Genomic DNA, 16,129 nt, shown 5'->3' on the forward strand with positions numbered 1-16,129 from the left:
TCCCTCCCTCGACGGTCGACGTCCGACCGTGGCGTCCACCCTGCCTCGACGCCCGACGGCCGTTCAGAAGGGAGCTTCGACCGCTTCGAACGGCGTCTCGCAGGGCGGTCCCTCGGCGTGTTCGAACACGCCACCCTCGGGGCCGAGCCGGATCACCGAGGCCGACTTCGTGCCGAAGCCGTCGCCGTGGATGCACCGACCGTAGTCGTGGTCGGCAAGCACCGCCCTGGCGCGGTCGGTCCACGCCGTCGCCAACTCGCCGGGGTCCGGTCGGATGGCCTCCCGGACCCGTTCGGTATCCTCGGCCTGTTTTCGACCGATCTCGGGTCGGCGCTCGGGGACGAAGTACGACCCGTCCCAGCCGACGTTGACGACGGTGTGGACCCCGGGGGTGAGGTTCTCGAAGTGGACGGGGCCGTTCCCGACGCCGTTCCACGCGAGGAGGAGCGCGGCGTCCGCGTCGGCGATCAGGAGGTGGAACGGGCCGTACTCCCGTTCGACGAGTTCGCGCTCGACGAACCGGGCGGCGTCCTCGGCCGAGCGATGGTGGAGCGCGTCCCTGACGAGTAGCCCGCGGGAGCGCTCGCCGTCGGGCGACTCGATCCAGCGGTTCGTGATGGCGACGGTGACGCCGTCCTCGTTGTAACCGACCCACGTCCCCCCGGCCTCCTCGTCGCGGGGGGCGACGATCCTGATCTCGCTCGACTCGACCGCCGGCGAACGCGACTCGCGGGCGTACAGTTCGTCCCGGTTGGCGACCACGGCCACGGGCGTGTCCTCGAAGACCTGCCACGCCACGATGAGCGTACACACGACCGCCCGTAGGTGACGGATCCGTTTAAACCCGACTCGGTTCGACTCGACGACTCGTCCGGTCCGCCCGGCCCGGGGCGACCGCTCCCGTCACAAACTATATCCGCCCGACACCGGAGGTCCGGGGTATGACCTCCATCGCGGTGTACGGGGCCGGCGGCGTCGGCGCGTACTTCGGCGGTCGACTCGCCCGGGCGGGTGCGGACGTCTCGCTGATCGCCAGGGGTGAACACCTCGCGGCGCTCCGGGAGGAGGGCCTCCGCGTCGAGAGCGTCCACGGGGACTTCGCGGTCGACCTCGCGGCCACGGACGACCCGTCGGATATCGGTCACGTCGACTACGTGCTCGTCTGCGTGAAGTCGTTCGACACCGGGACACTGGATCTCGACCCACTCGTCGGCGAGGATACCTGTGTGATCTCGCTCCAGAACGGCGTCCGCAACGAGCGGCTACTCGCCGAGGCGGTCGGCGAGGACCGCGTCCTCGGCGGGCTCTGTTACATCCTCTCGACGATCAAGGAGCCGGGCGTCGTCGAACACACGGGCGGCCCGGCGCAGGTCGTCTTCGGCGAGCTCGACGGGGCGATCACCGAGCGCGCCGAGCGGTTCCGGGACCGCTGCGAGGAGGCCGGGATCGACGTCACCCTCTCCGCGGACGTCCGGGCCGACATGTGGGAGAAGTTCGCGTTCATCGTCGCCCACGCCGGGATGACCGCGGCGGTCCGGCTCCCGGTCGGCCCGATCCGCGAGTCCGAGGCCGCGTGGGCGATGTACGAGCGGATGCTACGCGAGGTGGTCGCGGTCGGGAACGCGGAGGGCGTGTCGCTCCCGGAGGGCGTCGTCGAGGAACGGCTCGACCGCGCGGCCGAACTCGACGCCGACGCCTACTCCTCGCTCCACTACGACCTGACCCACGGCAAGCGTATGGAGCTCGACGCGTTCCACGGGACGGTCGTCGACCTCGCCGAGGAACACGACATTGACGTCCCGGCCTGCGAGGCGGTCTACGCGATACTCGATCCGTGGGCCGAGCGGAACGCCCGGAGCGACTGAACGGTCTCTGCTGACCGTTCTGAACACGGCCGGTCCGCTGTCGCGGAGGCGGTCGCGGTAGGGCCAGGTACTGTACCGCGAGTGAGCGCCGCAGGCGCTCGCGAGCGGCCTTTTTTCACCCATGTTTTTGCGCCGAGTGGTGAGCGCCGAAGGCGCTCACCCGAGGCGGAAAAAGATGGTCTCAGAAAAATTTGAACAGGTCGTCCCGGCCGGCCTCGTGGAGGTGGTGTCGCGCGGCCTCGTTCAGCGCCTCGACGTTCCCCCGTTTCGCGGAGATGGGCGCGATCGTCTCGCGCCACTGCTGCCAGGGCGGGTAGAGCCCCAGTCGGTCACAGAGCGCGTCGAGGCGCTCGTCGCGGTCGTCGACCTTGTCCATCTTGTTGACGGCGACGACCGGCGGGATCCCCACCTCCTCGAGGAAGTGGAACATCTCGACGTCGTGGGGGATCTCCTCACCCCCCCGAATGACGGTCGATGATGTCGACGGCGGCCTTCCCGTCGACGACGAGCACGCCGACGAGGATCTGATCGGCGTGCTCCTCGACGTACCGGACGACGTCGGTCTTGATGCGCTCGCGGACGTCCTCGGGGACGCCGGACATGAAGCCGAACCCGGGAAGGTCGGTCAGGACGAAGCTCTCGGGGGCCCAGTCGTAGTGGTTGGGCTTGCGGGTCACCCCCGGCTTCTGCCCGGTCGGAACCTTGTGGCCAGTCACCTCGCGCATCAGGGTGGACTTCCCGACGTTCGATCGGCCGACGAGCACCACTTCGGCATCGCGGTCGGGACGGTCCTCGAACATACGCGAGGGAGGCGATCGGAGCGGTTAAGCCTCACGTCACGGCACGTCGTCGCGCCCGCGGGTTTGACCGCCCCACCGGGTCCGGCAGCATATGCAACCCGCCAGTTACTTGCCCCCGGGCGGCTGAGGGTGTCCGTGCGACTGGTCCAGGTGTCCATCCCAACTGGCAAACGGGGGGCCGTCGTCGGCGTCCTCGACGACGAGGGGATCGACTACGTGCTGAGCGAGGAGACGGGACGCCGGGGATACACGCACGTCGTCTCGTTTCCGCTGCCGACGAACGCCGTCGAACCGGTTCTCGACCGCCTGCAGGAGGCCGGGGTCGGCGAGGACGCCTACGCGGTCGTCACGGAGGCCAGTGCGGTCACCTCCAGGCAGTTCGACGAACTCAACGAGCGCTACAGCGAGGAGGACAGCCAGGAGTCCATCTCCAAGGAGGAGCTCGCGAGGACCGCCGAGGGGAACGTCTCCGATATGCGGACGTACGTGATCCTGACGGTGGTCAGCGCCGTCGTCGCCACCGCGGGGCTCCTGCTCGACTCGCCCGCGACCGTCGTGGGGTCGATGGTCATCGCGCCGCTCATCGGCCCGGCGATCTCCACCGCCGTCGGGTCGGTCATCAACGACGAGGAGATGTTCTCGAGGGGGCTGCGGATGCAGGTCATCGGGATGGTCCTCTCGGTGGTCGCCGCCGGCGTGTTCGCCTACCTCGTGCAGGTGGCGAACCTCGTCCCGCCGGGGCTCGATCCGGGCAGCGTCGGCCAGATAGAGGGGCGGCTCACGCCGGACTTCCTCTCGCTGGCCGTGGCGCTGGGTGCCGGCATCGCCGGCGCGCTTTCGCTCACCACCGGCGTCTCCGCGGCGCTCGTCGGCGTGATGATCGCCGTGGCGCTCGTGCCGCCGGCGGCGGCGGTCGGGATCGGCATCGCCTACGGCCTCCCCTCCGTTGCAATCCCCTCGGGGATCCTCGCAGTCGTGAACGGGCTGTCGATCAACTTCGCGGCGCTGATCGTCCTCTGGTATTCGGGCTACCGGCCCGACAACATCCTCCGCCGGGACGAAGCACGGTCGGCCACGCTCAAGCGGGTCGGGATACTCTTCGTCGCCATCGCCCTCCTCTCGCTGTTCCTCGGCGGCGTCACGCTCGACACGTACCAGTCGGCCCTGGCGGAGGAGGACATCCGCGCGACGATCAACTCGACCCTGAGTTCGGAGCCGTACGCCGAGGCCGACATGCTCTCCCTCGAGATCACGACCGAGCCGACGCAGTACAACCTCATCTTCACCCAGCCGTCCTCGATCGTCGTCACCGTCGGCGTTCCGCCGGGGTGGAGCCAGCAGAGCCTCGCCTCGACGCTCCAGGACCGACTCGCGGAAGGCGGCCGCGAGATCGACGTTCAGGTCCGATACGTGACGGTCGAGTCGACCGGCGGGTCGAACGCGACCAGCACGCGCGTCCCGGGGAGTGTCGGAGGCCCCTCGACGATGTCTCAAAGGGCGGTTTGACGCTCCGACGTGTTCATGCTCCGAGCCGACGTATCGGGGACATGACACCGAGAACGCTGGCCGCGGTCGCCGCGGCCGTGTTAGTCCTCCTCGCCAGCTGTGTGGGTGCCGGTTCGCCCTCCGTGGCTGCCCAGACCGGCGAGTCCGAATCGACGAACGGGAGCCCGAATCCGACCGTGACCGTCGGCGCGAGCGCGAGCGTCGAGGCCACCCCCGACCTCGCGGTCGTCCGCGTGGCCGTCGAGGCGACCGCCGAGAGCGCCGAGGAGGCGCGTGCGACCGTCGCCGCCGACGCCGAGCGGATGCGTGCGGCGCTTCGCGATGCGGGCGTCCCGAACGGAAACGTGAGCACCGAGGCGTTCAACGTCTACCCGCAGTACGACTACAGCGACGAGAGCCGCGAACTCGTCGGCTACCGGGCGGTCCACGCCTACCGCGTCGAGATCGCTCCCGACCGGGCCGGCGAGGTCATCGACGTCGCCATTGGGAACGGCGCGACCAGCGTCTACGGCGTCTCGTTCGAGCTCTCCGAGGAGGTCCGCCAGGACCTCCGCGAGCAGGCCCTGACCGCGGCCGTCGAGAACGCCCGCGCCGACGCGGAGACGGTCGCGACCGTCTCGGGCGCGAGCCTCGGTGACGTCCGGAGCATCTCGACGTCGGACGGCGGCGGGGGCGTACCCATCCCGTTCGCCGAGGACCGGGGCGCTGACGGGGGATCGACGGTCGTCGAGCCCGGAACCGTCCGCGTGACCGCGAGCGTGACCGTCGTCTACGACCTGGCGTAGCTCCGGCGCTGACGTAGCGCGGCACCGACGTACCACGAGGGCGTCAGTCCGTCCGCTGTCTCTGTTTGCGTTCCTGTGCGGGGTGTTCGGAGATGAAGACGCTCGTGTGATCCGGGACGCTCTCGGCGACCCACGAGTTCGCCCCGATGCTCACGTGGTCCCCGATGTCGACCGGTCCGAGGACCTTGGTCCCGGCACCGATCACCACGTGGTCGCCGATGTCGGGGTGGCGCTTGTAGCCCTTCTTCAGCGTGTGCTCCTCGTCCTCGTCCTCCTCGAAGTGGAGCGCACCGAGCGTGACGTCCTGGTAGATCCGGACCCACTCGCCGACCGTCGTGGTCTCCCCGATGACGACGCCGGTCCCGTGGTCGACGAAGAAGTAGTCGCCGATATCCGCCCCCGGGTGAATGTCGATCCCGGTCACCGACTTGGCCGACTCGGTGAGTTCCCGGGCGTACGCCCCGGCCCCGGCCTCGTAGAGCACGTGAGCGATACGCTGGATCATGATGGCGTGGAAGCCGGGGTACGACCGGATGATCTCGAGGTAGCTCCGCGCGGCCGGGTCGCCCCGGTAGGCGGCCTCGACGTCCATCTTCAGCCGCTCACGGATCGCCGGGAGCCGGTCGAGTACCTCGTCGACGGTCTCGGAGGGGTCGGTCTCCGAGTAGGGCCGGATCCCCGCACAGAAGAGGCCACCGAGTTCCTCGACCTGGTCGAGCACCGCCGACTCGTCGTCCAGCAGCGGATCGGCGTTCCAGCACCTGGGGAACAGGAGCCGTTTGATCACCCCCACCTCCTCCCACCCGTGGTCCCGGCGGGGGAAGTCCATCGACGTGCGCGTCGGGAAGGGTTCCTCGTCGTTGCGGTAAGACTCGAACAGCTCCAGATGTGCGTCCCCGGTGTACTCCATGCGGGGGTCTGCCACCGGACGCTATTAGGGGTGATGGACGTCCGGCCCCTCCCGATCCGAGCTTCGGCAGTGCCGGTGGCCCCGGCGGCTCCCCGGACGGCTCTCGCGTGGGGATCGTCCGTGGAGTCGGCGGTCGACTCCTGTCAGCGCTCCTCGAAGGGAAGGTCGGGCTCGTGATCGATCGCGCCGACGACTGCGTCGAGCACCTCGTCCACGTTCTCGCCGGTCTCGACGCTCATGAAGAAGTCGGCGTCGACGTCCACGGACCGGTCGCTCTTGTTGCAGACCGTCACTACGGAGACCTCCCGGAAGCGATCGCGGAGGTCGTCCCGGAGGTCGAGCTGGGCGTCGAGCGGGTAGCCACACTCCCCGCTCGCGTCCACCAGGAAGAGGACGGCGTCGGCGAGGTGGGTCAGCGCGGAGACGGCCTGTCGCTCGATGTCGTTTCGCTCCTCGGCCGGTCGGTCCAGCAGTCCAGGGGTGTCGATCAGCTGGTAGCGGACGTAGTCGCGTTCGAGGTGACCGACGTGGAGCTCGGTGGTCGTGAACGGGTAGCTCGCGATCTCGTTGCGGGCGTTCGTCACGCGGTTGATGAACGAGGTCTTCCCGACGTTCGGGTAGCCGGCGACCACGATCGCCGGTTCGTCGGGGCGGATGTCGGGGAGCGTCCGCAGTTCGTCGCGAGCCTCGCCGATGGCGAGGAGGTCCCCCTCGACCTCCTCGACGACGTCGGCGAAGCGGGCGAACGCCTGCTTGCGGAGCTTCTTGGCGGTCTCGGCGTCGGCTCGGCGCATCCGGCCCTGGTAGTCCTTCCGGAGGTCGCCGACCTGCCGGGAGGCCCAGTTGACCTCCGAGAGCTGCTGACGGAGGTCGTCGACGCCGACGACCGCGTCGGCGAGTTCGCGGTGGAACGGGGCCAGCGCGTCCATGTCCGGCCACGAGGTGACGACGTTCCGCATGTTGTCCGAGAGGATGTTCCCGGCAGTCAGGAGCATCGACTCCTGGGCCTCCTTCCCCGATTTCGCCCGGCCGGCGCGGGCCGCCCGCGAGAACGCCTTGTCGAGGAGTTCGTCGGCGCGGGGCGTGGTCGGGAGGCCCTCGAACGGGGCGGTCTCGGACATACCCCGTGGTTAGCCGGCGGGCGCGTATAAGAGCGTCCATGTCCGCTCGCTCGACCCCGAGAACGGGCTATAGGAGCGCTCCACGGGCTGTCGGGCGGTTCCCGGAGCCACCCTCACGGCCGACGGACGCGGCCCATCAAGCACATACCGCTCGACGGCCTACGGCCGCACATGACTGACTGGCGCGCGGTCGGTATCGGCTTCCTCGTCGGCGTCGTCGCCGGACTCATCGCGTTCGCCGTCCCCCTGATCGGCCACATCGGCGCGGGGCTGGTCGGCGGGTTCGCGGCCGGCTACGTCGCCTGTAGCGACGGTCGCGGCGGGATCGGCCGCGGAGCGTGGCACGGTCTTCTAGCGGGGGCCATCGGGGGCGTCGTCCTCGCGGTGCTGTTCGCCGTCCTCGTCCTGTTCGCCGGCGTGCTGATCGGCGGCCCCGCCGGCGTCCTCGGGGGCGCCACCGTGTTCGTTGGCGGCATCGTCATCGCGTTCGTCCTCGCGCTCGACAGCGCCATCGGCGGTGCCGTCGGGGCGCTGGTCGCCTGATAGGGATCATCGTCGTAGTTCGTAGATTTCTCGCCGAGACTCCACCCCGCGACCCAGGTCGAACGGTCGACTCCTCCGGCGGGCTACGATGATGCCTATGAAGTGCCGAACGCCGATCGGCCGACTCGCCTCCGTGTCGAGTACCGGGGGCGACCGCCGGGAACACACCGCTCTTTAGTCCCCGGATCGAGCGCCCGGTATGGAAGAGATCGACGCGGGAGCCCTGTTGCCGAACGATCGGGTGCAGTCGATGGCCCTCGACGGCGAGGTGACGCAGATACACCGCGGCGGGAGCGAGCGGTACGCCGAGGCGGGCGACACCTTCGAGATCGAGGGGACGACGTTCGAGGTGACGAGCGTCGAGGAGCGGACGCTCGGGGACGTGACCGACGCGGACGCCCGGCGCGAGGGCTCGGAATCGCTAGAAGCGTACAAGCGCCGGATGGAGCGCGTCCACGGCGGGAACTTCGAGTGGGACGACACGAGCGAAGTGGTCCGCTACCGATTCGAGAGGCGGGAGTAGAACGGGGGCGCCCGCCGTCCGCGCCTACCCTTCCGGTCGCCGCGCGCGCAGTTCCTCGCGCAGATCCGCGAGGTCCATCCCCTTCATCGAGAGGAGGACGAGCAGGTGGTAGACGATGTCGGCGGCCTCGTGGGCGAGCTCCTCGCGGTCGTCGTCCTTCGCGGCCAGGACGAGTTCGGTCGTCTCCTCGCCGAGCTTCTCCAGGACGGCGTTCTCCCCCTTCTCGTGGGTGAACAGCGACGCCGTGTAGGAGCCCTCCGGGAGCTCCTCCTTCCGTGATTCGACGACCGCGAACAGCTCGTCGAGGACGGCGTCGGTGTCCGGGCCGTCGCGCGTGCCCTCGTGGCCGCCGCTCATCCGAGCACCTCGCGGATGTCCTGGAGGTCGGCGAACTCCTCGGGGGCCTCGCGGCCCTCCTCGAAGACGATCTCGCTCACCTCGACCGGGGCGTTCGTCCGGGCGGCCATCGCCAGCGAGTCGCTCGGTCGGGCGTCGACGACCACGTCCTCGCGGGGGGTGTTGAGGTGGAGGTCGGCGATGTAGGTGCTCTCGCGCAGCTCCGAGACGACGACGCGGTCGACCCGTCCGCCGAGCTCCTCGATGATGTCCAGCGTGAGGTCGTGGGTCATCGGCCGGCCGATGTCGATGGCGTCGATGCCGTGGGCGATGCTCCGGGCCTCGTCGATGCCGACGAAGATGGGCAGGACGTCCGACTGTTCCTCGACGGAGAGGAGAACGACCGGGACGGGTCCGTCCGGCGTTCCGGCGACACGGACCGCGTCTATCTCTGCGCGCATGCCCCACCGAGGGGTGGGCGAGTGAAAAGCGAGGCGGTCCCACCGGACTCGCTGGACCCACCGGATTCGCCTGATTCCCCCGATTCACCTGACCCGACCGAGCCGTCAACGCTCGGGGAGCGTCGCCCCGGTCTCGAAGAACGCGAGGTCGTGGACCCGCGGATCGTCGGTGAGTTCGGGGTGGAAGGAGGTCCCGACGATGGGTCCGTCGCGGACGGCGACCGGGCGGCCCTCCCAGGAGGCGAGCACCTCGACACCCTCGCCGACTTCGTCGATGACGGGTGCGCGGATGAACACCGCCGGGAACGGCGAGTCCAGTCCCGTGACGTCGAGCGGGACCTCGAAGGAGTCGGCCTGCCGGCCGAACGCGTTCCGGTCGACGGTCACGTCGAGGAGACCGAGTTCGTCGACGCGGTCGTCCTTGGCGTCCCGCGCGGCGACGATGAGCCCCGCGCAGGTCGCGAGGACCGGCCTGTCGGCGGCGACGTGTTCACGAACCTCCTCGGCGATGCCCTCCCGTCGGAGGTGTCGGGAGATGGTCGTCGACTCCCCGCCGGGCATCAGCAGGAGGTCGGCGTCCGGGACGACACCCGAGGTCCTGACCTCCCGTATCTCGACCTCGTGACCGTGTGCCGAGGCCGCACGACGGACGGCCTCGGCGTGTTCGGAGACGTCGCCCTGGACGGCGACGACGGCCGCTGTCAGTTGCATGGCACCGCTTCGAACGGGAGGAGCAAGAACCCGCTGGAACGAGTCAAAAGTACCGGTCGTAGCGGATGAGCCAGAGGGATTAGGTGCGGTACCTCACATCCATTCAGATATCTACGCCGCTCCGGACACGGAACCGGTACTGTGCGGAGACGGTAAGACTAGTACACCCACCCGCGACGAGCGACCAACGGGAGCGAGTCGCGCCTTTTAGTCCAGTTTTTGCCGCGAGCGAGGCGCGAAGCGCCGAGCGAGCGTGCAAAAACTGGTGTGCGAAAAGTGGCCGATCAGGCCCCGACCGCGTTCAGTATCTGGACGAGCGCGCCGAAGAGGACGCCGAAGGCGACGACCGTCTTCGGGTCGATGGTCGGCGCGTTGCGGTCCTCGCTGTCGAAGTAGCGGACCAGTCCCGCGCTGGACATCAGTCCGCCGCCCTGACTGCTCATACCGGCTACTGGCACCTGCCCTTGCCTAAGCCTTTCGACCCAGTACGCTCGCGTGGCCCGGCCCGACGCCCGGTGTGCCGGGACCGCGGAACTGGGAAACCCTTATGCGCGACGATAGTGAAACGGTAGTAGAGTTATGACCGTCAGCCTCAAGGACTTCTACGCGGACTGGTGTGGACCCTGCAAGACACAGGACCCGATCCTGGAGGAGGTCGCGGCGGACTACCCGGACGTCGAGTTCGAGAAGGTGAACGTCGATGAGGAGCAGGACGTCGCCAACGAGTACCAGGTGCGCTCGCTCCCGACGGTCGTCGTCGAGAACGACGACGGCATCGTCGACCGGTTCGTCGGCGTCACCCAGCGCGACGACATCGAGGCCGCCCTGCAGAAGGCCGGCGCGGCGGCGGAGGCCTGATTCGGCCGGTTGTAGTCTTCTACCGGTGACCGCCGACCCCGTCCGGTCGAACACCGGTAAATCGTTACAACCGTCCGTATGAGTCGGTCGCGGCCCTCACGCCGGGGCGATCGACAGGACACCGTTTCTTCGACGGCTCCACGGACCAGCGGGGCCAGTCGTCATCGGTACGCCGACCCCGAGCGAGCGGCCGGGATGGGGTCGCCGGATCCGGATCGTCGGGCGGCGGACGGGAACGGTTACTCGAACCGCACGCCCAGGTCGTGGAACCCGTCGTTCTCCCGGGCGACGTTGATGAGCAGCGGGGTTACCGACTCCACCTCGGCGGCGTTGGCCAGTCCGCCCGCATCGAGCGCCCGTAGCCCTTCGATCCCCTCGGCGAGGTCGGCCACGATCCCCTTGGCGTCCTCGTCGTCGCCGACGAGGAGCGTGTCCCACTCGAAGCTCGCGTCGAGGTCGGCCAGCCGGCCGGCCGCGAGGTTGTGGAACGCGCCGACGACCGGCACGTCCTCGGGTGCGGCCTCGGCCGCGAGCGCGGTGACGCTCCCCGCACCGGGTCGGTTGTAGTGGAGGCCGTCGTCGTCCCGTTTCATCCCCACCGCGGGCGAGACGAGGACGGCGTCGCCGAGGCGGTCGGCGACCGCCTCGACGGTGTCGACGAGGTGGTAGGCGGGTACGGCGGCGACGACCACGGCGGCGCGGTCGGCCGCCATCTCGTTGGCGAACCCCTGGATCTCCGAGTCGACGCCGCGGCTGTCGAGTTCGGTCTCGTACTCTTCGGCCTTCTCTCGCGCCCGCTCGGGGTCGCGAGAGCCGATCAGTACCTCGTGGTTCGTGTCGTAGGCCCACCTGAGCGCGAGCCCCTGGCCGATGTCGCCGGTCCCGCCGAGGAGTGCGATCCGCATACCGCGACGGTCGGGCGTTCGACCGTTAAGCGTTCCGAGAGCGGAAACGGAGACGCTCGCGGCCCTCGCCCCACCCGAGCCACGCACCGACGGCGAGGCCGACGAGGAGGCCGGCCCCGTGGACGAGCGGGGCGGTCGGGTCGGGCACGAGCACGCCGACGAGCGTCGCGACGGTGAAGACGACGACCGCCGTCCAGACGTGATCCCCGGTGTCGGGCGACCACCCGAGGCGATCGAACCCCCCGCCGTAGGTGAGCGCGACGGCGAGACCGAGCGCCATGGGGATCGAAATGCCGAGGTACGACAGCTGCGTGTAGGGGTCCGGCGGCGTCAGGTACGCGCCGGCGAGCATCGAGACGAAGACCAGCACGAGCGCCGTCGGGAGGAGTTCGGGGGGGAGGCGAAGGGACACAGCCCCGGTGTGTCGTCCCTCGTGGGTAAATCACCCGGTCAGCGAGGTCAGCCGCTCGAACCCGTCGAGGTAGGCGAGCCACCCGGCGACGGCGAGGCCGACGAATCCGGCAACCAGGAACGGGATACCGCTCGCGGCGTCCGATCCGAGGGAGGTCCGGAGCGCGGCCACACCGATCGCCTGGAGACCGACGAACAGGACGAGGAACGTGGCGTGCTGGCGGGCCTCGCCGCCGGGCGACCAGTCCCAGTTCCCGAACAGCAGGTAGAGCACGCCCAGGAGGCCGAGGACGAGCGCGGCTCCGCCGAGGTACGGCGAGACGCGGCCGAGCAGGCCGGCCGAGGCGAGGAAGGCGACGACGGCAACCAGCGACAGGGCGATGCCGACGCTCGTCAGCCAGAGTACGTCACCCAGGCGACCCAGGCGCTCTTCGAGACCACCGTCGCTTCCGGCGTTCGAGTCCGTCGGGGAGGGCACACCGAATCGAGGTGACAGCGGGAGATAGGTTTTCGGGGGGTTACCGCGGTTCGAGCGCGTCGGGCAGGTCGTTCACGCTCTCAAGCACCGCGTCCGCCCCGACGCGCTCGTACTTCCGGCGGCCCTCCTCGCCGGTGAGCCCGCCGGTCAGAACGCCCACGCCGTAGAACTCCCGGCCATCGGGGTCCGTCTCGCGGGCGTTGACGGCAGTACGAATATCGTCGAGGGTGTCGCCGACGAACGCGAGCGCGTGGGCGTCGAACCGGTCGGCCAGCGCGAGGAGCGCGTCGGGTTCCGGCTTGCCGGGGTGGTCGCTGTCCATCGTGAACACCGACTCGGGGGGGAGGTCGAGACCGACGCGGTCGAGGGCGATCTCGGCTTCGGCCGCCGGGCGACCGGTGAGGACGCCGACGTCGAACCGCGATCGGAGTGCCTCGCGGGTGTCCGGGTCGAGCAGGGTCGGCTCGTCGTGGATGAACCCCCCCTCGTCGGGGTCGATACCGAGCGCATCCGGATCGTCCCCTTCCAGTTCGCGGTAGAGGTCCGGTCCGAGGTAGAGCCGCTGGAACGTCGCGTGGAGTCGCTCGCGGTCCCACTCGGCGAGGGCCCGCTCGCGGCAGTCCGGGTCGAGCGCGTCCGCGACGACCGTCTCGGCCCCTTCGAGTCCGCCGCCGGTGGCGGCGACGACGTCGGCGAACGAGTCGAGGTCGCGGTCGAGGCCCTCGCGGCGAGCGAGGACGTAGAGCGCGACGGCGTAGGTGAGATCCCAGTCGTTGTTGAACCCGCCGGCGTCCTTGAGCCGCTGGAGGTCCGTCTTCGGGACCGTATCGCCGTGGACCCGCTCGACCGATTCGACGACTGCTCGGCGATAGGAGTCGGCCACATCGACGAGCACACCGTCCACGTCGAGAACGACAGCGTCCACGCGAAGCGGGGTGTTCACGCCGGCCCCCCTCCGTCGACGGGTCGATCGGCGGCGTCGGTGGGTGTCCCACCGAGGCCGGGACCGTCGGTTCGGGCGCGGAACAGCGTCACCCCGTCGAGCCGGAGACGCTCGACGGGGACGACCGCCGGGTCGGTCCCGAGCGTGGTGAAGAAGCAGTCGGCGTCCCCGAGCCGGGCGGCGTCACGGAGGGGTCGCTGGAGTTCGGGGGGACACCGGAGCGCGTAGACGACGTCGGCCCGCTCGTACCGCGCCGGGTCGGGATCGGTGACGTCCTCGCGGACGAACGGGACGTCCGGCGGCAGCTCGCACCGATCGACGTCGGTGGCGACGACGTCAACGCCGCGCGCGGCGAGCCCCGCGGCGACCGCCGGACGCCGCCCGATCCCCACCTCGACGGCGTGGTCGTACCCTGCCAGCCGGGAGACGATGGCCGCGCACGAGTTGTGCAACACGTCGGGACGTTTATGAACTCGCCAATCTAATGCTTTCGCATGCACGTCGACATCGTGCCGGTGGGCGATGTCCCCGCTGTCGTCAAGCGGGAGGCCTCTGCGGGACTGCGGTCAGTCTACGACTGCGAGGTCACCATCCACGACCAGCAGGACGTCCCCGACGGCGCGTACGACCCCGGCCGCCAGCAGTACCGGGCCGAGGAGTTCATCGAACTCGCGTCCCGGGTGGGGTCGGGCGAGAAGAACATCGGCATCACGCCGAACGACCTCTACTACCGCCGACGGAACTACGTCTTCGGTCTCGCCTACCTATCGGGCAACGGCTCGGTCATCTCGACCTACCGCCTCCAGACCTCCTCCGACGGGGGGATCTCCACGAAGTCCGCCGGCGAGGTGTTCTCCGACCGCGTCCGCAAGGAGGTCGTCCACGAGATCGGCCACACGCTCGGGCTCGAACACTGCGACAACAACCGCTGTGTCATGAGCTTCTCGCCCACCGTCCGCGAGGTCGACGTCAAGGAGGAGAACCTCTGCGGTACCTGTCAGCGGTCCGTGCTCTAAACCGCCGGGATCCGCGTCCAGCGCCCGTCTCCGACTCCGGAGCTCGCGCCTCGATCGCTCGATAGCGTCCCGGTATCCCGGTCCGTCCCGCCCGTCAGCCCCCGGCGTGCTCGGTCGGATCGAGCGTTCCCGACAGCGGCGGCGGCAACAGGACCCCGGTGTCGGGGTGCGCCGCTCGCCACTCCGCCCAGGTCGCGACCGTCGAAGGGAGTATCTCGAGATCCTCGCCGGTCAGCGGACCGCAGATGGCCTCCGCGAGCAGCTGGCTCCAGTACGATCGGGTCCGTTCGTCGAACGTGACGAGGTTGGCCGAGTCCCGGACCCCCGCGTCGGGATCGCCCTCCTCGGCACCGAATGCCTTTCCGCTCGCCTCGCTGGCCGCCGCATAGGCGTCCGGGAGCTTCCAGAGCAGACCCGTGACCCCGAACATCACCGCCTCGCCGTCGAGTTCCCGGTTGGCGACCACCCCCGACCGACAGATCGGACAGTAGGTCACCAGTACCGGGACGTCGACCAGGTCGTTCACGACCTCGTGTCGTGCGAGCACCGAGAGCGGATACGCGCGGGCGATCCCCTCCCGGGCAATACCGATCACGACCCGGTCGCCGGTCAGGCCGCCACCCGTACGGTACTCCTCGGGGAGATCGACGCCGTCCCAGTCGGGGGCGAACGCGGGGTCGTCGATGGCGGGGATGGCGTCCGGACGGATCCCTTCCTCACAGATCGTCGATGGGAACCCGTACTCGGCGATGCCGGGGAACTCCGTGGACCCGGTCTCAGTCCCCCGATAGCCGACGAGACAGCCGGCGGTGGCGGCGACGCCGGCCGGGAGCCCCGCGAGAAACGCGCGTCGATTCACGGGGTCCGTTTCGCGTCGAGTGACGTAAGCACCTCGCGGCTGTGCGGCGCGAGCGCGAGGGACACATATTCGCCCACCGAAACGTTTTTCATCGACTCGACCCCCGGACCGACCGAATCGACCGGTGCTGGCTCTCCCGCTCCTCCGCGTGGTAGCGATGCAACTGTCCCCGGTCGACGGTCCGTACCGCCTACAGACTCGGTCCCGCACGTCCGGAGGTGAGCGCCGGTGAGGCCGCTCGCGCTCGACGACCTCCCGGAGCACTCGGCGTGGGCGCGGTATCTCCTCGATCCGGCGGGCGACCCGCCCGCCGATCCGGACGCCTACACGGACATCGGGACCTACGACGACATCTACTCGTACCTCCTCGGGGAGTTCCGTTCCGGGGACCGCTCCCCGGAGGCGTTCGTTCGCCGTATCTACGCGGAGGGACGCGAGGATCCCGGCCCGATCTCGATCCGGGACGACCTCTTCCTCGCCAGCCCGGCGGAGCTCCTCGAACTGGAGCGGTTCGCGGTCGCCGACGCGCTGGGAGGGGTCGCGGTCGAACCGGCGACGGTCCTCGACCTCGGCTGTGGGTGGGGATCCGCGCTCGGAACCGTCGCCGACGTGTTCCCGGACGCGACCGTCATCGGCGGGGAGTACAGCCGGCACGGCGTCGAACTGGCCAGGGCGCTCGGTGTGACAGAGGGACGAAACGGTCGCGTCTCCGTGCGGCAGTTCGATCTCCGGGACGAGGAGTGGGATCTCCTCGACGGGCGGAGCGAGGTGCTCGTGTTCACCCGGGGGACCCTGACGACGCTCCCGGACGTCGAGCGGGTCGTCGATCGCCTCGCTCGACTGGCGAGCGAGGGGAGGGTGGTCGGCGGCGTCCACCTCGAACAGGTCGATCGCCACCCCGGAACCACCCTCGGACTCCTCCGCCGTCACTACGGGCGGGTCAGGGGGTACGACGGGGCAGTGCTCGCCGAGCTCGAACGGCGTGGGGGGGTCGAGGTCGACCGGGTCGTATACGACCAGCTGGGACCGAACCCGCTTCACCCGCGGACGCTGGTCCGCTGGCGGCCAGCGTAGCGCGTAGCCGCACGTTCCGTGCCT

General features: G+C 69.6%; 21 protein-coding genes and 1 pseudogene. 8 read left to right on the top strand and 14 right to left on the bottom strand.

Annotation, left to right across the window (positions count from 1 at the left end; all coding sequences use genetic code 11):
• Positions 1-63: 63 nt before the first annotated feature.
• A complete protein-coding gene (locus tag WDJ58_RS01670; protein ID WP_338915890.1) occupies positions 64-813 on the bottom strand; it encodes an NRDE family protein in 750 nt (249 codons plus the stop codon).
• A 128-nt stretch (positions 814-941) separates the two neighbouring features.
• Here WDJ58_RS01670 and WDJ58_RS01675 point away from each other — a divergent pair, with 128 nt between their 5' ends.
• On the top strand, positions 942-1,865 hold the full coding sequence (locus tag WDJ58_RS01675; RefSeq protein WP_338915891.1) for a ketopantoate reductase family protein: 924 nt from the start codon (positions 942-944) through the stop codon (positions 1,863-1,865).
• A gap of 181 nt (positions 1,866-2,046) precedes the next feature.
• Here WDJ58_RS01675 and engB read toward each other — a convergent pair.
• Positions 2,047-2,665: pseudogene (gene engB / locus WDJ58_RS01680) on the bottom strand (GTP-binding protein EngB).
• A gap of 135 nt (positions 2,666-2,800) precedes the next feature.
• On the opposite strand from engB, the gene WDJ58_RS01685 reads away from it, so the two are divergent.
• Positions 2,801-4,171, top strand: coding sequence for a TIGR00341 family protein (locus tag WDJ58_RS01685; RefSeq protein ID WP_338915892.1), 1,371 nt, complete (start codon positions 2,801-2,803; stop codon positions 4,169-4,171).
• A gap of 41 nt (positions 4,172-4,212) precedes the next feature.
• Entirely contained in the window at positions 4,213-4,956 is a 744-nt protein-coding gene (locus WDJ58_RS01690) for an SIMPL domain-containing protein (RefSeq protein WP_338915893.1), read from the top strand.
• Between the two features lie 43 nt (positions 4,957-4,999).
• On the opposite strand, the gene epsC is transcribed toward WDJ58_RS01690, so the two are convergent.
• Both epsC and WDJ58_RS01700 read right to left on the bottom strand, forming a co-directional pair.
• Complete coding sequence (gene epsC, locus WDJ58_RS01695; protein ID WP_338915894.1) at positions 5,000-5,866, bottom strand: serine O-acetyltransferase EpsC; 867 nt, start codon at positions 5,864-5,866, stop codon at positions 5,000-5,002.
• Positions 5,867-6,009: 143 nt separating this feature from the next.
• On the bottom strand, positions 6,010-6,987 hold the full coding sequence (locus WDJ58_RS01700) for an NOG1 family protein (protein ID WP_338915895.1): 978 nt from the start codon (positions 6,985-6,987) through the stop codon (positions 6,010-6,012).
• A 171-nt stretch (positions 6,988-7,158) separates the two neighbouring features.
• Here WDJ58_RS01700 and WDJ58_RS01705 point away from each other — a divergent pair, with 171 nt between their 5' ends.
• Entirely contained in the window at positions 7,159-7,530 is a 372-nt protein-coding gene (locus tag WDJ58_RS01705; protein WP_338915896.1) for a DUF5518 domain-containing protein, read from the top strand.
• Positions 7,531-7,729: 199 nt separating this feature from the next.
• A complete protein-coding gene (locus WDJ58_RS01710; RefSeq protein ID WP_338915897.1) occupies positions 7,730-8,053 on the top strand; it encodes an ASCH domain-containing protein in 324 nt (107 codons plus the stop codon).
• Between the two features lie 24 nt (positions 8,054-8,077).
• On the opposite strand, the gene hisE is transcribed toward WDJ58_RS01710, so the two are convergent.
• From hisE to WDJ58_RS01730, 4 genes are all read right to left on the bottom strand, one after another.
• Positions 8,078-8,410 (bottom strand): phosphoribosyl-ATP diphosphatase, encoded by a 333-nt coding sequence (gene hisE, locus WDJ58_RS01715; RefSeq protein WP_338915898.1) that lies wholly within the window; start codon positions 8,408-8,410, stop codon positions 8,078-8,080.
• Positions 8,407-8,850 carry a bifunctional nuclease family protein gene (locus WDJ58_RS01720; RefSeq protein WP_338915899.1) on the bottom strand — a complete coding sequence of 148 codons (444 nt, stop codon included), beginning with the start codon at positions 8,848-8,850 and terminating at the stop codon, positions 8,407-8,409. Before WDJ58_RS01720 ends, hisE begins: the two co-directional genes overlap by 4 nt.
• 105 nt (positions 8,851-8,955) lie before the next feature.
• The gene (gene pdxT / locus WDJ58_RS01725; RefSeq protein WP_338915900.1) at positions 8,956-9,561 is read right to left on the bottom strand and encodes a pyridoxal 5'-phosphate synthase glutaminase subunit PdxT; all 606 of its coding nucleotides are present in this window, start codon (positions 9,559-9,561) and stop codon (positions 8,956-8,958) included.
• Positions 9,562-9,845: 284 nt separating this feature from the next.
• Positions 9,846-10,004, bottom strand: a complete 159-nt coding sequence (locus WDJ58_RS01730) for a preprotein translocase subunit Sec61beta (protein WP_338915901.1) — start codon at positions 10,002-10,004, stop codon at positions 9,846-9,848.
• Positions 10,005-10,140: 136 nt separating this feature from the next.
• Between WDJ58_RS01730 and WDJ58_RS01735 the strand changes: the two genes are divergently transcribed.
• Positions 10,141-10,419 carry a thioredoxin family protein gene (locus tag WDJ58_RS01735; RefSeq protein ID WP_338915902.1) on the top strand — a complete coding sequence of 93 codons (279 nt, stop codon included), beginning with the start codon at positions 10,141-10,143 and terminating at the stop codon, positions 10,417-10,419.
• Positions 10,420-10,658: 239 nt separating this feature from the next.
• Here the strand turns inward: WDJ58_RS01735 and npdG are convergent, their stop codons facing one another.
• Genes npdG through WDJ58_RS01760 form a run of 5 tightly spaced genes read right to left on the bottom strand, consistent with a single transcriptional unit; the run spans position 10,659 to position 13,608 of the window.
• Positions 10,659-11,324, bottom strand: coding sequence for an NADPH-dependent F420 reductase (npdG, locus tag WDJ58_RS01740; protein WP_338915903.1), 666 nt, complete (start codon positions 11,322-11,324; stop codon positions 10,659-10,661).
• Positions 11,325-11,349: 25 nt separating this feature from the next.
• The gene (locus tag WDJ58_RS01745; protein ID WP_338915904.1) at positions 11,350-11,736 is read right to left on the bottom strand and encodes a DUF7534 family protein; all 387 of its coding nucleotides are present in this window, start codon (positions 11,734-11,736) and stop codon (positions 11,350-11,352) included.
• Between the two features lie 30 nt (positions 11,737-11,766).
• A complete protein-coding gene (locus WDJ58_RS01750; protein WP_338915905.1) occupies positions 11,767-12,213 on the bottom strand; it encodes a hypothetical protein in 447 nt (148 codons plus the stop codon).
• 40 nt (positions 12,214-12,253) lie between these two features.
• Positions 12,254-13,156, bottom strand: a complete 903-nt coding sequence (locus WDJ58_RS01755) for a TIGR01548 family HAD-type hydrolase (RefSeq protein WP_338915906.1) — start codon at positions 13,154-13,156, stop codon at positions 12,254-12,256.
• Positions 13,153-13,608 carry a UPF0146 family protein gene (locus WDJ58_RS01760; RefSeq protein ID WP_380661546.1) on the bottom strand — a complete coding sequence of 152 codons (456 nt, stop codon included), beginning with the start codon at positions 13,606-13,608 and terminating at the stop codon, positions 13,153-13,155. The genes WDJ58_RS01755 and WDJ58_RS01760 overlap by 4 nt, the downstream gene beginning before the upstream one ends.
• A gap of 42 nt (positions 13,609-13,650) precedes the next feature.
• Between WDJ58_RS01760 and WDJ58_RS01765 the strand changes: the two genes are divergently transcribed.
• A complete protein-coding gene (locus WDJ58_RS01765; RefSeq protein WP_338915907.1) occupies positions 13,651-14,172 on the top strand; it encodes an archaemetzincin family Zn-dependent metalloprotease in 522 nt (173 codons plus the stop codon).
• Between the two features lie 94 nt (positions 14,173-14,266).
• Here WDJ58_RS01765 and WDJ58_RS01770 read toward each other — a convergent pair whose 3' ends face one another.
• Positions 14,267-15,031 carry a DUF3179 domain-containing (seleno)protein gene (locus WDJ58_RS01770; protein WP_338915908.1) on the bottom strand — a complete coding sequence of 255 codons (765 nt, stop codon included), beginning with the start codon at positions 15,029-15,031 and terminating at the stop codon, positions 14,267-14,269.
• 228 nt (positions 15,032-15,259) lie between these two features.
• Here WDJ58_RS01770 and WDJ58_RS01775 point away from each other — a divergent pair, with 228 nt between their 5' ends.
• Positions 15,260-16,105 carry a class I SAM-dependent methyltransferase gene (locus tag WDJ58_RS01775; RefSeq protein WP_338915909.1) on the top strand — a complete coding sequence of 282 codons (846 nt, stop codon included), beginning with the start codon at positions 15,260-15,262 and terminating at the stop codon, positions 16,103-16,105.
• The last annotated feature ends 24 nt before the right edge of the window (positions 16,106-16,129 follow it).

The sequence above is a fragment of the Salinirubellus litoreus genome, assembly GCF_037335815.1.
GTDB classification, from domain to species: domain Archaea; phylum Halobacteriota; class Halobacteria; order Halobacteriales; family Haloarculaceae; genus Salinirubellus; species Salinirubellus litoreus.

Excerpts from the sequence above, each read along its gene's own strand:
- epsC (WP_338915894.1), bottom strand. The coding sequence starts at position 5,866 with ATGGAGTACACCGGGGACGCACATCTGGAGCTGTTCGAGTCTTACCGC.
- WDJ58_RS01705 (WP_338915896.1), top strand. The coding sequence starts at position 7,159 with ATGACTGACTGGCGCGCGGTCGGTATCGGCTTCCTCGTCGGCGTCGTC.
- WDJ58_RS01675 (WP_338915891.1), top strand. The coding sequence starts at position 942 with ATGACCTCCATCGCGGTGTACGGGGCCGGCGGCGTCGGCGCGTACTTC.
- WDJ58_RS01720 (WP_338915899.1), bottom strand. The coding sequence starts at position 8,850 with ATGCGCGCAGAGATAGACGCGGTCCGTGTCGCCGGAACGCCGGACGGA.
- pdxT (WP_338915900.1), bottom strand. The coding sequence starts at position 9,561 with ATGCAACTGACAGCGGCCGTCGTCGCCGTCCAGGGCGACGTCTCCGAA.
- WDJ58_RS01735 (WP_338915902.1), top strand. The coding sequence starts at position 10,141 with ATGACCGTCAGCCTCAAGGACTTCTACGCGGACTGGTGTGGACCCTGC.
- WDJ58_RS01700 (WP_338915895.1), bottom strand. The coding sequence starts at position 6,987 with ATGTCCGAGACCGCCCCGTTCGAGGGCCTCCCGACCACGCCCCGCGCC.
- WDJ58_RS01710 (WP_338915897.1), top strand. The coding sequence starts at position 7,730 with ATGGAAGAGATCGACGCGGGAGCCCTGTTGCCGAACGATCGGGTGCAG.
- hisE (WP_338915898.1), bottom strand. The coding sequence starts at position 8,410 with ATGAGCGGCGGCCACGAGGGCACGCGCGACGGCCCGGACACCGACGCC.
- WDJ58_RS01765 (WP_338915907.1), top strand. The coding sequence starts at position 13,651 with ATGCACGTCGACATCGTGCCGGTGGGCGATGTCCCCGCTGTCGTCAAG.
- WDJ58_RS01690 (WP_338915893.1), top strand. The coding sequence starts at position 4,213 with ATGACACCGAGAACGCTGGCCGCGGTCGCCGCGGCCGTGTTAGTCCTC.
- WDJ58_RS01730 (WP_338915901.1), bottom strand. The coding sequence starts at position 10,004 with ATGAGCAGTCAGGGCGGCGGACTGATGTCCAGCGCGGGACTGGTCCGC.
- npdG (WP_338915903.1), bottom strand. The coding sequence starts at position 11,324 with ATGCGGATCGCACTCCTCGGCGGGACCGGCGACATCGGCCAGGGGCTC.